We start from the raw sequence: 15,972 nt of genomic DNA, 5'->3' as shown, positions 1-15,972 counted from the left end.
CTCTTGCGGGCCACAGTTATTCACTATCGCCGTGTTTAAATCTCATCAGGTCGCGGCGCTCTTTCTTATCCGGTCGCCTGTCGGGATGCGGCATGGTTAACGCGTTCATCTTCCGCGCCAGCGCCATTTTCTCGCGTTTCTCGATGCTCTCCGCCGTCTCTTCATAAAGCGCGACGGCTTCACTGGCGGGTCTGCGCTGTTCGGTAATGCCCTTTACCACGATGGTTCGTTCGTCATTGCCCTGGCGAAGCAGCAGGGTCGCGTTCAGCTCGACCACTTTGCCCGGCTTACTGCGTTGTCCGTTATAGTGCACCTTGCCGCCTTCAATCATCTCGCGCGCCAGCGCACGGGTTTTATAAATGCGGGCCGCCCACAGCCATTTGTCCAGCCTGACGGCTTCGACGGGTTTTTCTTTCATGGCCTCTCCTGTTATAGGGTCAGCGAGGGGATCAGATGCCGGTAGTCATTCAACCCCGGATGGCGAGCGTAGCTTTTTTCCGCCAGCCCGGAATCGGGGTTGGTGATACCGAGGCAATAGCGGATGCCGTACTCCGCCGCCGCGTCCAGAATCGCCTCGTTATCGTCGACGAAGAGCGTATTACGCGCGTCGAAGCCGGTTTCTTCAGCCACGGCGTGCCACAGCCGCTGATCTTCTTTCGGATAACCAAATGTGTGGGTGGAAAGCAATAAATCAAGGTGTGCATCCAGCCCGGTGTGCTTTAGCTTCACCGCCAGATTATGCGGATGGGCGTTGGTCAGCAAAATCCGCCGTTTGCCGCTGTTTTTTAGCGCCTCGAGGAACGGCACGGTATCTTCACGCAGCGCGGCCCTTGGCCCCTGCTCGCTGGTCATCGCGCAAATATCCAAACCCAGGCGCTCGCTCCAGTAGTCCAGGCAGTACCAGTTTAGCGTATGTTGCACCGCGTGGTACTCCTGGCGCATTGCGTCCCTGGCTTCCTGCAGGTTGAGACCCCGCGCGGCGCCCCAGGTTTCCGGCACCAGTTTTTGCCAGAAGTAGTTGTCGAAGGCGAGGTCGAGCAGTGTGCCGTCCATATCCAGCAGAACGGTATCAACCTCCTGCCAGGCGATATCAAAATGCATGGTGAGTCTCCAGCGAGGGGGAAATTGCGCGACAGGGTATCATACCCGGTCGCGCAGAGAATTATTCTTGCGGTTCCGGCGAGGAAAGGAGATCCGGATTCAAGCAGCTTTCGTAGTATTTCTGAATCTCTTCCTGACGCTGGCGATGGCGCTGATAGCGACGAAAAGCCTGAAGGCCGTGATACGCCGTACAGCCCAGCATGGTCAGCAGCAGCAGCGTGGTGCCGAGATAGCGCCACAGACCGGTGCGATCGGGAATACGATGCAGGTTGATGTGCTGCGTCCCGTTGGCATCGGTATAAAGATTGGTGACGATGCCTTCTGCCTGGAACGGCGTGTGCATTAACATGCCCGCCAGGCGCTGCAGTTCGCTCCACTGCTGGTGTGCAGGGAAGTCGTATAACCCGGTGCCTGGCCATGGCTGATTCACCAGGTCGCTGCCTTCATCGCTGGCAATCAGGAAACCGCCGGGCGCCGGGCTATTCAGCGCCTGCGCCGCGCGCGAGGTTTCACGGCTGATGAACGGGGCGGTGGAGGTGGTGACCAGATTCTCCAGCGACTCCGCGCTTACCGGGCGTAACAGGACGTTGACGCCATCCAGCTTACCCGCGTTTGCGCGTTTGGTCAGGGTTTCCCAGTTGCGGGTATTACCGAGGTTAACCAGCGCATTCTTCAAACGAACGCAATCGTCTTTCGCAGAGCACAGGTCGTTAGTTTTGGTGACGATATCGCCAAAGTCATCCAGCAGCACCATGCCTGACTTCTGAATGGCGGAACGCAGCGCCGGGCTGACGCGCGAATCGTCATCGGATTCGGGATGGAGCTGGCGCTGAACTGTCTGCATCAGGGCGGTGGCTTTACTGACGATATCTGACTCCGGCAGCGGCAGGGGAGGGGCATCATTCCAGACGATTTGTGAACAATCGAACGGCATAAACGGCGAGTTCTCTTTTGCCGTCCAGGCGCCCGGCGAGTGGATGTTGCACATTCCAGTGCCTTTCAGGCGCAGCGTGTCGCCGATGCGAATCTTTGACTTCTCCAGCTGGGCAACCGTCGTGGCTTCGATAGTTTGTGCGCCCTTGAGCCATGAAAGGGTGAATTTAAAGGGCATATTCAGCGGTACGCTGGCCCACAGCATCACGACGACCAGCAGCGCGCCCAGGGCGATAATCGCGCTGCGGAGCCAGTACTGAAGCGGGAAGTTTTTGACCTCATCATGCAGCGACAGGAAGCGCCCCTGGCGGACAACGTGGCGGCTAAGATAGATGTCGATATCCGTTTGTTGGCCGAGGTCCTGCGCGATCCACGGCTGCCAGTGGCGCGGGTAGATAAGATCGATAATACCGAGGGAAATATTATTGATATGTTCCTGGTTGTTTTCACCAAACAGCCCCCAGCGTTTAGGCATGCCGCGCAGGCAGTGAATTTCCCGCAGCGATGTTTTACGTGGGGGGGCGTAAATACCCCATATGCCCGCAAGCAGGAGAAGCAACCCGCCGCCCAGTAGCCAGGGGGAAAAAACGTTGGGAGTCATCAGGCTGCAATAAAACAGCAGGAAAGCGGTGACCACCAGGATGGCTTCGCGCAGACCGTCAGGGCGGCTGAGCGCGTACTCTTCAGGGGTTTCCGGGCGGATGTTCAGCAGCTCAATTTGTTCGCTCTCTTCTCCGCGGATGGAAGCCTGAGGCACGGAGGATTTTTCAAGCGCCAACCCTCGGGACTCGTGCGGGTAGTCGCTGAGGGTTTGCCCGTTGAGAGCAATCACCAGCGGCAGGCTATCGGTGGAGATTAATTCGACGCTGTTTTCATCATTGATGTGTTGTTCCCAGAAGGGGGGAAGATGAATTTCCACGGAATCAAGAAAGTAGCGCCATTTGTTGAGGTCGTCGGTGGTGATGCCGTAGCGAGTGATGGCTCGGGTGACGCTATAAACGGTGCCGCTCTGTTCGTTCAGGGTCAGGTTTACCGGCGCGCTGCTGGCGCCTGATGCCGGCAGCTGCTGGTTGCGGCTGAGACGGTCGAGGTATTTTTCTACGGCGCTGCGCTCTTCATCGGAAAGCTTGCGCGTCGCGGCATCGCTAAAGGCCTGCAGCAGCGGCAGGCGACGACGTCTTGCATGCGTGCGATACCACCACCCGATAAGCAATGCGCAGATTAGCAGAGCTATCAAAAATATCAGAAAGGTGCCCATGCCCATCCCATCATAGTTATTCTTTTCTTACTGGTATCGTCGGTTGCCATTCATCAATGGAGGTAAAACAGCCGTCGCAATCGGCACTCTGTTAAAGCGGGAACATCTCTTATGCAAAGCAGCAGCATACAACCTTATCAAAAACGTTAAAATCCAGGAATCAGTATATTCTCAAATACTATTCAACCTATTGACTTTTTAGTCATTGTGATAATCGGGCTCGGGACGGGAAAGTTGCAACTATGTAAATTAGTAGCGATTAGGATTGCCGAAACCGTGCTGCGTATCGCACAATGGCCGTTGTAATCACAGCATAGACCGATGACAATGAGCAAATCATTACAAAAACCCACTATTCTCAACGTTGAAACAGTCGCGCGCTCGCGCCTTTTTAATGTTGAAAGCGTGGACCTCGAGTTCAGCAACGGCGTGCGCCGAGTGTATGAACGGATGCGGCCTTCTACCCGTGAAGCCGTGATGATTGTGCCGATTGTCGATGACCATATAATCTTGATTCGCGAATACGCTGTCGGTACGGAATCCTATGAGCTGGGCTTCTCAAAAGGCCTGATCGATCCGGGTGAAAGCGTACTGGAGGCCGCCAACCGCGAGCTAAAAGAAGAGGTCGGCTTTGGCGCGCAAAAACTGACGTTTTTGAAAAAGCTGAGCATGGCCCCCTCCTACTTCTCCAGCAAGATGAACATTCTGGTGGCGGAAGATCTTTATCCGGAATCGCTGCCCGGCGACGAGCCCGAGCCGCTGCCCCAGGTTCGCTGGCCGCTGTCGCAGCTGATGACGCTGCTTGATGAAGAAGACTTTAACGAAGCGCGTAACGTTAGTGCGCTGTTCCTGCTGCGCGAATGGCTGCAGGCTCAGGGGCGGCTGTAGCGTCACTCCCGGATAACGAAAAATGCCCCGCGGCTGCCTCACGGCGCCGTTGCGGTAGGTCGTGGTAAAGGCGCCAGCCGTGGCACGATATCTACAACCGGTTTTCCGTCAGCCAAAAAAAAGCGCCCGCAGGCGCTTTTTTTGTCAGAACAGTTCGTGGGTTTCCCCCCCGCCATCGGTAATGGTGGTGCCGACTTCATGAACCGCCTGCTGGGTAGGCTGAGTGCCCTCAATAAAGTACTCAGCGCGGCTGTTACCGCCGCTGGCCAACTGACCGGTACTGCGGTCAATGTTGACCGTAATAATACCCGGCGGCGGCGTAAGCGGTTCTTCCGGTACGCCTTGCAGCACGTTTTTCATAAAGTCATCCCAGGCCGGCTGAGCGCTTTTGGCGCCGCCTTCATAGCCCGATATCTGATCTTTGATTGCCCCGGAGGCAGTGGTGCGGCCAAGGTCGCGACGGTGGTCATCGAAGCCGATCCATACCGACGTCACCACGCCAGGGCCGTAGCCCGAGAACCACGCATCTTTTGAACTGTTGGTGGTCCCGGTTTTGCCGCCGATATCGTGACGCTGCAGATCGCGTCCCGCTCGCCAGCCGGTGCCCATCCAGCCCGGTTCGCCGAAGATATTAGTGTTCAGGGCGCTTTTAATCAGGAACGCCAGCGGGGTGTTGATCACGTGCGGCGCATACTCCGGTGCGCCACTTTGCGCCACCAGCGACTGGTTCGCCTGCGCCAGCTGCGGCTGCGGAGGAACGCCGGGGTTTTGCGGGTCCTGAGAGGTCGCTACGTCCTCAACGTCTTTGTTCTCGAGCACATCGGACTTCGGCGTATCGCCATAAATCACCGGAATATTGCACTGCGGGCAGGCAATTTTTGGCCGCTCTTCAAAAATGACGCCGCCCTGATCGTTCTCGATTTTGCTGATGAAATAAGGGCTGACCAGGAAACCGCCGTTAGCCATCACCGAATAGCCGCGAGCAACCTGAAGCGGGGTGAAAGACGCGGAGCCCAGCGCCAGCGATTCTGTCCGCACGATGTTCTGCGCCGGGAAGCCGAAGCGCTGAAGATACTCTGCCGCGTAGTCCACGCCCATGGCCCGCATCGCGCGAACCATGACAACGTTCTTTGATTGACCCAGCCCCTGACGCAGGCGGATAGGGCCCGCATACTGCGGCGGGGAGTTTTTTGGCCGCCAGTCGGAGCCGGAGCCGGCATCCCAGCGGGAAATCGGCACATCGTTGAGCATGCTCGCCAGCGTTAAGCCTTTATCCATTGCCGCTGTGTAGAGGAACGGCTTAATGTTAGAACCGACCTGGCGCAGCGCCTGAGTCGCGCGGTTGAACTTGCTCTGGTTGAAATCGAAGCCGCCGACCAGCGCAATGATCGCCCCGTTTTGCGGGTTGATCGATACCAGCGCCGAGTTGACATCAGGCACCTGCGATAGCCACCAGCTGCTACCCACCTGGCGGACCCACACCTGCTGCCCGGCCTGTACCACATCGTTCACTTTACGCGGCGTGGCGCCCTGTTGGGTATCAGAGATAAACCGACGCGCCCAGCGGACGCCTTCCATATTCAGCGACACCGAGGTGCCGTTGCTCATGAGTGCGACGGCTTCCTGCGGGCTTGCCGAAGTGACTACCGCCGGAGAGAGCGGTCCGGTACTCGGGGTTTTTTTCAGGGTATCGAGGATTTTCTGGTTATCCCACGGCGTTTCGCCCACCTTCCACAGCACCTTTTCCGGGCCGCGATAGCCGTGGCGCATGTCGTAATCCAGCACGTTATTCCGCACCGCCTGCTGGGCTGCCTGCTGATTTTTACGGGTAATGGTGGTGTAGACGCGATAACCGTCTTCATAAGCCTGCTCGCCGTAGCGGCTGACCATTTCCTGACGCACCATTTCGCTAAGATACGGGGAGGAGAAGGCGATTTCCGGCGTATGGTAGCTGGCGTCAATCGTCTGGCTACGCGCTTGATCGTACTGCGACTGCGTGATGTAGCCTTCGCTCAGCATCCGTGAGAGAACAACGTTGCGGCGGGCGGTTGCGCGATCCATGGAGTAGAGCGGGTTAAACGTCGACGGCGCTTTAGGCAGGCCCGCAATGACCGCCATTTCGCTCAGCGTAAGCTGATCGACGGATTTCCCAAAATAGACCTGCGCGGCCGCGCCGACGCCGTAGGCGCGGTAGCCAAGATAGATTTTGTTCAGGTACAGCTCAAGGATTTCATCTTTATTGAGCAACTGCTCGATGCGGATCGCGAGGAAGGCTTCTTTCACCTTACGCATCAGCGTCTTCTCAGGGCTCAGGAAGAAGTTGCGCGCCAGCTGCTGAGTAATCGTACTGGCGCCCTGCGAGGCGTGGCCGGAGAACATCGCGACGCTGGCCGCGCGGAAAATTCCGACCGGGTCAACGCCATGATGCTCATAAAAACGGCTATCTTCGGTGGCGATAAACGCTTTTATCAGCTCAGGCGGCATTTGCTGCAGCGTGACGGGAATACGGCGTTTTTCGCCATATTGCGCAATCAGCTCGCCATCCGCGCTATAGACCTGCATCGGGATCTGCAGGCGCACATCCTTCAGGGTTGCGACGTCGGGGAGCTGCGGCTCTATATATTTATAGAGACCAAAAATCGAGCCTGCTCCCAGCAGTACGCAACAGACTGCAAGGATAAAAAGATACTTTACGAACTTCACCGGAGATTTCTCATTTAGTTTTCATTGGGCAGTTTATAAACAAACGCGCAGTAGTATAAAGGCAAGCCTGGAGCATTGATATAGCGAAGCATATCGGCGGATAAGGAGATCGTAGGCATGGCTTTTAGAAACTGGCGCATAGGAATGCATATTCAGCAGGACCATATTGCTATCGTCGCGTTATTACTCGAGCGTTCACGCTGGGCGCTACGTCGCTGGTGGAGTATCCCGCTGATGCCCGGCACCGTGCGGCAGGGCATCGTGGTGGACGTTGAGTCGCTGGCCCGCCAGCTGCAGTCCTGGCGGCGGGAGCTGCCTTTGCAGCATCAGGCGTGTATTGCCTTCCCGGCGGCGCGAACGCTGCAAAAGCAGCTTCCGCGCCCGCAGATTTCATTACGAGAAAGCGAGCAGGCGACCTGGATCGCCAGCGCGATGGCGCAGCAGCTGGAAATGCCCGCGTCATCGCTCTGCGTCGATTATGTGGACGCCAGAGCGGCCGATGGCTGGCGGGTCACCGCCGCGCAGCGCCTGGATATTAACGTCCTCGGCCAGCTGGCAAGCCGCCTTAAGCTGAAGGTGGTCGGAATTGTGCCGGACGCCAGCGCGCTTGGCGCCTTTTTCCCCTGGCTGCCCGTCGAGGTTCAGGGGCTGGCGTGGCGTGACGAAGCGAGCTGGCTTTGGGCGACCGCCGATAGCTGGGGATGCTGTCCATGCAGCGACGTACCCTCTTTTCCCGGCCTGGTTTCCCGGGTGAACGCCGGAGAGTTTCGCCTTTGCACCTCTGCCTCGCTCGACGGCCAGAATTTTGACGCATGGAGTGTCATTCATCGCCTGCAGCCCCCGCTCCCGGCCCGTGGCGATAGCTTTACCGTTGCCCTCGGCCTGGCGCTGGGAGCGGGTCAGCCATGAGCCACATCGTTAACTTCCTTCCCTGGCGCGAAACGCGTCGACGGCAACGTCTGCGGATGGCAGGACTGCTGATTGTGGGTTTGCTACTTATTCTGCTTGTGGCGATCCTCGCCTCACGGCTCAACAAACGGGCCAGCCACTCGCTTGAAACGGCGAGGATAAGCGCTGACGACCTGCTTTATAGCGCATTACAGCAGCGTGAACGCGCCATGCGCCAGCGCCTGCAGCAGCAGGAACAACGGCGCCTGCGCTATCTGCGGCGCGAGAGAACCGCAGCCTGGCAGCCAACGTTACAGGCGATAGCGTCGCGTATGCCGGAGCACGCCTGGTTAACGCTGCTGGAATACCGACAGAATACCCTGGTACTGAGCGGACTCACGTTGCATCTAAAGGGGCTGGCTGAGCTTGAAAAGGCGCTGGGGAGCGTTGCCGGCTTGCGTCCGCCAAAGGCGGGAGAAACGCACCGCGACAGCGAAGGGCGCTGGTTATTTCACTTTTCCATGGCCGAAGAGGACGACAATGCAGTGGGACGTTGAACGTTGGCTGACGGGGCGAAAATATCTGTTCATGATATCCGTCGCTCTGGTCCTCATCGCCGTAATCGGGTTCTGGCTACTGCTGCCTCTCCAGGCAGAAACGTCGGCGGGGCGCTCGCCGCAGGTACAGGCGCAGTGGCGAAAACTGCTGCCGCTGCGTAGCGCTTTACAGACCGCCGGCATGGAGGAAGACGCGACCCAGGTTTTTACGCCTATTGATCTTCCGATTGCCGGGGCGACGCTTATCGCCTGGCGGCCAGGGGGCTCCGCAGGCGAGATGCAGCTGGCTGTTGACTGGCAAGCGGTGCCCGCGCTCTTTTCCTGGCTGGCTCGCTGCGGGATGCGCGCTACGGCTTTCTCCCTGCAGCCGGAAAAGCAGGCGTTACGGTTGACCCTGCATCTGGAGGCGGAAGATGCGCCTTAAATGGTGGTGTTGGCTGCTGTTCCCGCTCCCGCTGCTGGCTGAAGAGCGCGATCCGTTTCAGCCCCCGGTGGACCGCTGCCGGACGGCGCAGCTTAGCCAGTGGCGCTACGGCGGTGCTATCGGCGATTCGCTGGCGCTTATGGGTATCGTGCAGGATAGCGCCGGGAAATGGCGTCGCGTGAGGGCGGAGGCGATTTTGCCCACGGGCTGGCGGGTGACGCGCCTGACGCCAGAGAAAATGACAATATCAACCGGTCCTGGGTGTGAACCCGCACAGTGGGTCTGGCTGCGAAAGGGAATAAAGAATAATGCGATGGACAAGCCTGCTGTTTCTGCTCCTGCCGCTGATGGTCGTCGCGGCCAAAAAGGATCTTCCCGTGTCGCTGGTCGTCGATGATGCGCCGGTGTCTCAGGTACTGCAAACGCTGGCGGAGCTGAAGCAAAAAAATCTCGTGGTGGCTCCTGACGTCAGCGGTACGGTATCTCTTCATCTGAAGGAGGTGCCCTGGTTACAGGCGCTGCGCTCGGTTATCGACAGCGCCGGTCTGGCCCTGACTCAGCAAGGTTCGGTCCTGTACGTGCACACTCAGGCGTGGCAAAAGGCGCAGCGGCTGCAGCTGGAAGCGGAAAAAGCAAAGCGCCTGCAGAATCTTCCTTTGCAGGGGCATAGCGTGACCTTGCATTATGCGGATGCAGAAGATTTAGCGAAGGCGGGTGAAAAACTGCTCAGCGCTCGCGGGCATATGATGGTCGATAAGCGAACCAACCGCCTGTTGATTCGTGATGATGCCCGGCACCTCCCGGCGTTAAAAGCGTGGGCACGGGAAATGGATGTGCCCGTCGGCCAGGTTGAGCTGGCGGCGCACATCGTCTCAATGAGCGAAACCAGCCTGCGCGAACTAGGCGTTAAGTGGAGCCTGGCCGACGCCAGCAGCCCGCCGGGCTCCGGTAAATTAACCACCTTGAGCAGCAACCTGGCGGTAGGGGATGCCAGCACGAGGGCCGGGTTTAACATCGGCCGCATCAGCGGGCGGCTTCTGGAGCTGGAACTTTCCGCGCTTGAGCAGAAGCAGCAGGTGGACATTATCGCCAGCCCTCGGCTGTTGGCTTCCCATATGCAGCCCGCCAGCATTAAGCAGGGCAGCGAGATACCTTATCAGGTCTCCAGCGGCGAAAGCGGGGCGACCTCCGTTGAGTTTAAAGAGGCGGTGCTGGGGATGGAGGTGACGCCGACGGTGCTGCATCACGATCGCGTGCGTTTAAAACTCAGGATTAGCGAAAATACGCCGGGCCAGGTGCTCAAACAGGAAAATGGTGAAGCGCTGGCTATCGATAAACAAGAAATAGAAACGCAGGTTGAAATGAAAAGCGGCGAGACCCTGGCGTTAGGCGGGATCTTTGCGCAGAAAAATAAAACGTCTCGCGATGGTATTCCTCTCCTTAGCGACATCCCCTGGCTTGGTCAGTTATTTCGCCGTGACGGTAAGGATAACGAACGACGTGAACTGGTTGTCTTCATCACTCCACGTATTCTGGCAGTGCATTAAGCGGGTTTTTCATGCTAAACACGTTTCAGGTGTTTGACGTGAGGACGGATTTAGCATACAAGGGGTACCGATTTGAGAGTCGGGTACGACATCAATCCTCCCTTTCTTGTCCGGTGATTTATTCTGTTGCCAAACCAGCCGGAGTATTGAGATAATTTTTAGTCTGACTCTCGCTCTAATTGCATATGAGGTTTCAGTTCATGTCCTGCTGCGCTGGGTGTCTGCGAAGCGGGTTTACCATTAACGAATAGTCTTAGTAGTACCGAAAAAATGGCAGAGAAACGCAATATCTTTCTGGTTGGGCCTATGGGTGCCGGCAAAAGCACTATTGGGCGCCAGTTAGCCCAACAGCTCAACATGGAATTTTACGATTCCGATCAAGAAATTGAGAAACGCACTGGCGCAGATGTGGGTTGGGTCTTTGATGTAGAAGGCGAAGACGGCTTCCGCGACCGTGAAGAAAAAATCATCAATGAGTTGACGGAAAAACAGGGAATCGTGCTGGCAACCGGCGGTGGCTCTGTAAAATCCCGTGAAACGCGTAACCGTCTCTCCGCCCGCGGCGTGGTGGTCTACCTGGAAACAACTATCGAAAAGCAGCTTGCCCGTACGCAGCGCGATAAAAAGCGTCCTTTGCTGCAGGTTGATGCTCCGCCTCGCGAAGTACTGGAAGCGCTGGCGGATGAACGCAATCCGCTGTACGAAGAGATTGCAGATGTCACTATCCGCACTGACGATCAAAGCGCGAAAGTGGTAGCAAACCAGATTATTCATATGCTGGAAAGCAACTGATTCTGGCTTAATAAAGTGCGTCAGAGTAAAAGCAACTGAGGTGGACGTCGCGTTATGGAGAGGCTTACTGTAACCCTCGGGGAACGTAGTTACCCGATTACCATCGCGGCTGGTTTGTTTAACGATCCAGCTTCCTTCCTGCCACTGAAATCAGGCGACCAGGTCATGCTGGTCACCAATGAAACGCTGGCGCCGCTTTATCTGGATACCGTACGCTCCGTACTTGAGCAAGCGGGCGTAAAAGTCGATAGCGTGATTCTTCCCGACGGCGAGCAGTTTAAAAGCCTGGCGGTGATGGATACCGTTTTTACCGCGCTATTGCAAAAACCACACGGCCGCGACACGACGTTAGTGGCGCTCGGCGGTGGGGTGATTGGTGATTTAACGGGATTTGCAGCGGCCAGCTACCAGCGTGGCGTGCGCTTTATTCAGGTTCCTACCACTCTGCTGTCGCAGGTGGATTCTTCGGTCGGCGGCAAAACGGCCGTCAACCATCCTCTCGGCAAAAACATGATTGGCGCCTTCTGGCAGCCGGTTTCTGTTGTTGTCGATCTTAACTGTCTCAAAACGCTGCCGAAGCGTGAGCTCTCTTCCGGCCTGGCTGAAGTGATCAAGTACGGCGTTATTCTTGACGGCGAATTTTTCGACTGGCTGGAAAATAATATTGATGCATTGCTGGCGCTGGATGAAAAAGCGATGGCGTACTGTATCCGTCGCTGCTGTGAGCTGAAAGCTGAAGTTGTCGCCGCCGACGAGCGCGAAACCGGGTTACGTGCTTTACTCAATCTTGGCCATACTTTTGGTCATGCTATCGAAGCTGAGATGGGCTACGGTAACTGGTTACATGGTGAAGCGGTCGCTGCCGGTATGGTGATGGCGGCGCGTGCATCCGAACGTCTGGGGCGGTTTAATCCGCAGGATACGCAGCGCATTATTCATCTGCTGCGGCGTGCTGGCTTGCCGGTAAGTGGCCCGCAGGAGATGGCAGCAGAGGCGTATTTGCCCCATATGATGCGTGATAAAAAGGTGCTGGCGGGCGAGATGCGGCTGGTGCTACCCCTCGCGATAGGGAAGAGCGAGATACGCGGCGGAGTCCCGCATGATGTTGTTCTTGGCGCGATTGCTGATACTCAGCAGGCGCAACAATAAGAAGGTCTGGCCGCGTTCGCGCGGCGTTATCATTTCGGGTGACGTGCAATAGTCGTGAGCATAAGCCTTTTAGTGGGGTGTTAAATGGATGAATTAAAACCAGAAGACGATATGAAAGCCGATCGCAGCGATCGTCGTACTGGTCGTTCTCGTCAGTCTTCAGAGCGTGATGCCGATCCGCAAATCAATTTTGATGATGTCGAACTTGATGATGCTGACGATGGTCGCCCGACGCGCGGCAGCAAAGCACGCCGTGAGCGCGATGAAGAACAGTATGAAGAGTACGAAGAAGAAGTAGAGTCTGACGAAGACGATGACGAAGAGCGTCAGGTTGAGCGTCGTCCTCGTAAGCGTAAGAAGGCGCCTGCGAAACCGGCTTCCCGTCAGTACATCATGATGGGCGTGGGGATCCTCGTTCTGCTGCTGCTGATCGTTGGCGTGGGTTCCGCGCTGAAATCACCATCCTCATCCAGCGAGCAAACGGCTTCCGGCGAGAAGAGCATCAACCTGTCCGGCGAGCAGGACAATAATAATACCCAGCCTGCTGCTCAGGATTCATCAGCGGCAAACAACGCGCAGCCGCAGGATGTTTCTCTGCCGCCTATCGCGTCTAACCCGACTCAAGGTCAGGCGACGGCTGAACCCCAAGGCCAGCAGCGCGTTGAGGTTCAGGGCGATCTGAACAATGCGCTGACCCAGCAGCAGGGTCAGATTGATAGCGCGGTCGCGAATTCTACTCTGCCAACTGAACCAGCCACCGTTGCGCCAGTGCGCAATGGCACCGCGGCCCCGCGCCAGGCGACGACAGAGCGTCAGACGGCGGCGACACCGCGCCCGGCGGAGCGTAAGCATACGGTTATCGAACCGAAACCGCAGGCCACGGCGAAAGCGCCGACCCAGCCGAAGCCGGCAGCGGTCCAGCCTAAGCGTGTCGAAAACGTCGCGACCACGACGCCGGCAGCCGCGCAGCCGACTAAGCCTGCCGCAACTGCCCAGGCCAAACCAGCCGCGACTACCGCGAGTGCTGCGACCGCGACCACCGCGCCAGCAGCAACTGCCGCTGCCGCTCCGGCTGCTACGGCCGCTGCGGGTAAAAGTGCGGGTGACGTCAGTTCGATGAAATCTGCGCCGTCCGGTCACTACACGCTGCAGCTCAGCAGCTCTTCTAACTACAACAACCTCAACAGTTGGGCGAAGAAAGAGAAGCTGGAAAAATATGTTGTCTATGAGACTACGCGTAACGGTCAGCCCTGGTATGTCCTGGTGAGCGGCATCTACGCTTCGAAAGATGAAGCGAAACGTGCTGTTGCTACGCTGCCAGCAGATGTACAGGCAAAAAATCCGTGGGCAAAACCGCTGCATCAGGTTCAGTCTGACCTGAAATAATGCCGCAGTGTAGTCTGAAGCGCAGGATGCTGTCGGAGCTTTCTCCACAGCCGGAGAATGTGTAATTAGTTAGGCAGCATGAAAAAGAATCGCGCTTTTCTGAAATGGGCAGGGGGTAAATACCCCCTGCTTGACGATATTAAGAAGCATTTGCCGCAGGGCGACTGCTTGATTGAGCCTTTTGTGGGCGCCGGGTCGGTATTTCTGAATACCGACTTTTCTCGTTATATCCTCGCTGATATCAATAGTGATTTGATTAGTCTGTATAACATCGTCAAGCTGCGTACCGATGACTATGTTACGGCGGCGCGTGAGATGTTTACGCCAGAGAACAACGTCGCAGAGCAGTATTATCGGTTCCGTGATGAGTTCAACCAGAGTCAGGAGCCGCTGCGTCGCGCGGTGCTGTTCCTGTATCTGAATCGTCATGGCTACAATGGCCTGTGTCGCTACAATCTGCGCGGTGAGTTTAACGTGCCGTTTGGTCGCTATAAGAAGCCCTATTTTCCCGAAGCTGAGCTGTATCATTTCGCGGAGAAGGCGCAGCATGCAGAGTTTCATTGTGAATCTTATGAAGAGTGCATGAAGCGGGCAGATAACCGCTCCGTTGTTTACTGCGATCCACCCTATGCGCCGCTGTCATCAACGGCGAATTTTACGGCTTATCATACGAATAGCTTTAGCCAGGAGCAGCAGGAGCTGCTGGCTAAAAAGGCGGAATCGCTGATGAAAAAGCGCATTCCAGTGCTGATTTCAAACCATCGCACGCCGCTCACTGAGGAGTGGTACAAAAACGCCGCTGAGACGCATATTGTTAAGGTTCGACGCAGCATCAGCAGCAACGGTGGTACACGTAAGAAGGTGGACGAGCTTCTGGCTCTGTACCGTCCGCCCAAGACCAAATAAATTTCAAGGAGATGCGGATGAAGCAGTATTTGATTGCCCCTTCGATTCTGTCGGCTGATTTTGCCCGTCTGGGCGAGGATACCGCCAATGCGTTGGCTGCGGGTGCGGATGTTGTGCACTTTGACGTGATGGACAACCACTACGTGCCGAATCTGACCATTGGTCCGATGGTGCTTAAATCACTGCGAAATTACGGTATCACCGCGCCGATTGATGTGCATTTGATGGTCAAGCCCGTTGACCGCATCGTTCCTGATTTTGCCGCCGCGGGCGCCAGCATCATTACTTTCCATCCGGAAGCTTCTGAACACGTTGACCGCACGCTGCAGCTTATCAAAGAGCACGGCTGTAAAGCCGGTCTGGTGTTTAACCCGGCCACTTCCCTGAGCTACCTCGACTACGTGATGGATAAGCTGGATATCATCCTGCTGATGTCCGTCAACCCAGGCTTTGGCGGTCAGTCTTTTATTCCGCACACCCTGGAAAAACTGCGTGAAGTTCGTCGTCGCATTGATGAATCCGGCTACGACATCCGTCTGGAAGTCGACGGCGGCGTAAAAGTCAGCAATATCGCTGAGATTGCCGCAGCCGGTGCGGATATGTTTGTTGCCGGATCGGCCATTTTCGATCAGCCTGACTACAAAAAAGTGGTCGATCAAATGCGTAGCGAATTAGCAAAGGTTAGCCATGGATAAGTTACAAAATATTCGCGGCGTGGCGTTCGATCTCGACGGGACGCTGGTAGACAGCGCGCCGGGATTGACTGCTGCCGTTGATAACGCCCTGTATGCGCTGGAACTGCCGATGGCGGGCGAAGAGCGCGTCGTGACCTGGATTGGCAACGGCGCTGACGTTCTGATCCAGCGGGCTCTGACCTGGGCCCGTCAGGAGCGCGCGGCGCTGAGAGCGGCGCAGGGTAAACCTTCCGTCGATCATGACGATATCCCGCAGGCTGAACAGCAGGCCATTTTGCGCAAGCTGTTCGACCGCTACTATGGCGAAGTGGCGGAAGAGGGGAGCTTTTTGTTTCCCGCCGTTGCCGATACGCTGGGCGCGCTGCACGCAAAGGGTCTGCCGCTGGCGCTGGTAACCAATAAACCGACGCCGTTTGTCGCGCCGATTCTGGCGTCGCTGGATATCGCGAAATATTTTACCGTTGTTATCGGCGGCGATGATGTAAAAAACAAAAAACCTCATCCGGAACCGCTGCTTCTGGTCGCGGAGAAACTGGGGCTGGCACCCGCGGATCTGCTGTTCGTTGGCGACTCGCGCAACGATATTCAGGCCGCGAAGGCCGCGGGCTGCAGCTCGATCGGCCTGACCTACGGCTACAACTACGGCGAGCCGATTTCGCTGAGCGAGCCGGATTATATCTTTGACCAATTTAATGAACTCTTGCCCGCTTTCGGGCTACCGTACAGTGAAACTCAGGAATAAAAA

Annotated in this window: 16 protein-coding genes; 12 read left to right on the top strand and 4 right to left on the bottom strand. The window is 56.7% G+C overall.

Annotation, left to right across the window (positions count from 1 at the left end; genetic code table 11):
* Positions 1-16 precede the first annotated feature (16 nt).
* From hslR to CDA56_RS13050, 3 genes are all read right to left on the bottom strand, one after another.
* A complete protein-coding gene (gene hslR / locus CDA56_RS13060; protein ID WP_014227064.1) occupies positions 17-418 on the bottom strand; it encodes a ribosome-associated heat shock protein Hsp15 in 402 nt (133 codons plus the stop codon).
* Positions 419-429: 11 nt separating this feature from the next.
* On the bottom strand, positions 430-1,101 hold the full coding sequence (gene yrfG / locus CDA56_RS13055) for a GMP/IMP nucleotidase (protein WP_029946960.1): 672 nt from the start codon (positions 1,099-1,101) through the stop codon (positions 430-432).
* A gap of 61 nt (positions 1,102-1,162) precedes the next feature.
* Positions 1,163-3,292 (bottom strand): intracellular growth attenuator family protein, encoded by a 2,130-nt coding sequence (locus CDA56_RS13050; protein ID WP_048263509.1) that lies wholly within the window; start codon positions 3,290-3,292, stop codon positions 1,163-1,165.
* A 327-nt stretch (positions 3,293-3,619) separates the two neighbouring features.
* Here CDA56_RS13050 and nudE point away from each other — a divergent pair, with 327 nt between their 5' ends.
* Positions 3,620-4,180: an ADP compounds hydrolase NudE gene (nudE, locus tag CDA56_RS13045; RefSeq protein ID WP_004854946.1), complete on the top strand. Its 561-nt coding sequence runs from the start codon at positions 3,620-3,622 to the stop codon at positions 4,178-4,180.
* A 144-nt stretch (positions 4,181-4,324) separates the two neighbouring features.
* Here the strand turns inward: nudE and mrcA are convergent, their stop codons facing one another.
* Positions 4,325-6,883: a peptidoglycan glycosyltransferase/peptidoglycan DD-transpeptidase MrcA gene (gene mrcA, locus CDA56_RS13040; RefSeq protein WP_009654857.1), complete on the bottom strand. Its 2,559-nt coding sequence runs from the start codon at positions 6,881-6,883 to the stop codon at positions 4,325-4,327.
* 117 nt (positions 6,884-7,000) lie between these two features.
* Here mrcA and CDA56_RS13035 point away from each other — a divergent pair, with 117 nt between their 5' ends.
* The 11 genes from CDA56_RS13035 to gph all read left to right on the top strand — a co-directional run bounded on the left by CDA56_RS13035 (position 7,001) and on the right by gph (position 15,969).
* The gene (locus CDA56_RS13035; protein ID WP_049084395.1) at positions 7,001-7,792 is read left to right on the top strand and encodes a type IV pilus biogenesis protein PilM; all 792 of its coding nucleotides are present in this window, start codon (positions 7,001-7,003) and stop codon (positions 7,790-7,792) included.
* Positions 7,789-8,328 (top strand): PilN domain-containing protein, encoded by a 540-nt coding sequence (locus CDA56_RS13030; protein WP_047722861.1) that lies wholly within the window; start codon positions 7,789-7,791, stop codon positions 8,326-8,328. The genes CDA56_RS13035 and CDA56_RS13030 overlap by 4 nt, the downstream gene beginning before the upstream one ends.
* The gene (locus CDA56_RS13025) at positions 8,312-8,752 is read left to right on the top strand and encodes a HofO family protein (RefSeq protein WP_025107843.1); all 441 of its coding nucleotides are present in this window, start codon (positions 8,312-8,314) and stop codon (positions 8,750-8,752) included. The genes CDA56_RS13030 and CDA56_RS13025 overlap by 17 nt, the downstream gene beginning before the upstream one ends.
* Positions 8,742-9,149: a HofP DNA utilization family protein gene (locus CDA56_RS13020; protein ID WP_014839685.1), complete on the top strand. Its 408-nt coding sequence runs from the start codon at positions 8,742-8,744 to the stop codon at positions 9,147-9,149. The genes CDA56_RS13025 and CDA56_RS13020 overlap by 11 nt, the downstream gene beginning before the upstream one ends.
* Entirely contained in the window at positions 9,058-10,299 is a 1,242-nt protein-coding gene (hofQ, locus tag CDA56_RS13015; protein ID WP_162934534.1) for a DNA uptake porin HofQ, read from the top strand. The genes CDA56_RS13020 and hofQ overlap by 92 nt, the downstream gene beginning before the upstream one ends.
* Before the next feature lie 270 nt (positions 10,300-10,569).
* Positions 10,570-11,091 (top strand): shikimate kinase AroK, encoded by a 522-nt coding sequence (aroK, locus tag CDA56_RS13005; RefSeq protein ID WP_004106441.1) that lies wholly within the window; start codon positions 10,570-10,572, stop codon positions 11,089-11,091.
* A 54-nt stretch (positions 11,092-11,145) separates the two neighbouring features.
* Positions 11,146-12,240 carry a 3-dehydroquinate synthase gene (aroB, locus tag CDA56_RS13000; RefSeq protein ID WP_048263507.1) on the top strand — a complete coding sequence of 365 codons (1,095 nt, stop codon included), beginning with the start codon at positions 11,146-11,148 and terminating at the stop codon, positions 12,238-12,240.
* Positions 12,241-12,324: 84 nt separating this feature from the next.
* Complete coding sequence (gene damX, locus CDA56_RS12995; protein WP_103815077.1) at positions 12,325-13,626, top strand: cell division protein DamX; 1,302 nt, start codon at positions 12,325-12,327, stop codon at positions 13,624-13,626.
* A gap of 78 nt (positions 13,627-13,704) precedes the next feature.
* Complete coding sequence (gene dam / locus CDA56_RS12990; RefSeq protein ID WP_025107840.1) at positions 13,705-14,532, top strand: adenine-specific DNA-methyltransferase; 828 nt, start codon at positions 13,705-13,707, stop codon at positions 14,530-14,532.
* Between the two features lie 17 nt (positions 14,533-14,549).
* A complete protein-coding gene (rpe, locus tag CDA56_RS12985) occupies positions 14,550-15,227 on the top strand; it encodes a ribulose-phosphate 3-epimerase (RefSeq protein WP_049084398.1) in 678 nt (225 codons plus the stop codon).
* Positions 15,220-15,969 (top strand): phosphoglycolate phosphatase, encoded by a 750-nt coding sequence (gene gph / locus CDA56_RS12980; protein ID WP_025107839.1) that lies wholly within the window; start codon positions 15,220-15,222, stop codon positions 15,967-15,969. Before rpe ends, gph begins: the two co-directional genes overlap by 8 nt.
* Positions 15,970-15,972: the final 3 nt, after the last annotated feature.

Origin of the sequence: Klebsiella michiganensis (assembly GCF_002925905.1) — a bacterium.
GTDB lineage: Bacteria > Pseudomonadota > Gammaproteobacteria > Enterobacterales > Enterobacteriaceae > Klebsiella > Klebsiella michiganensis.
Note: the sequence above shows the minus strand (reverse complement) of the source record. Positions and strands in the feature narration are given on the sequence as shown.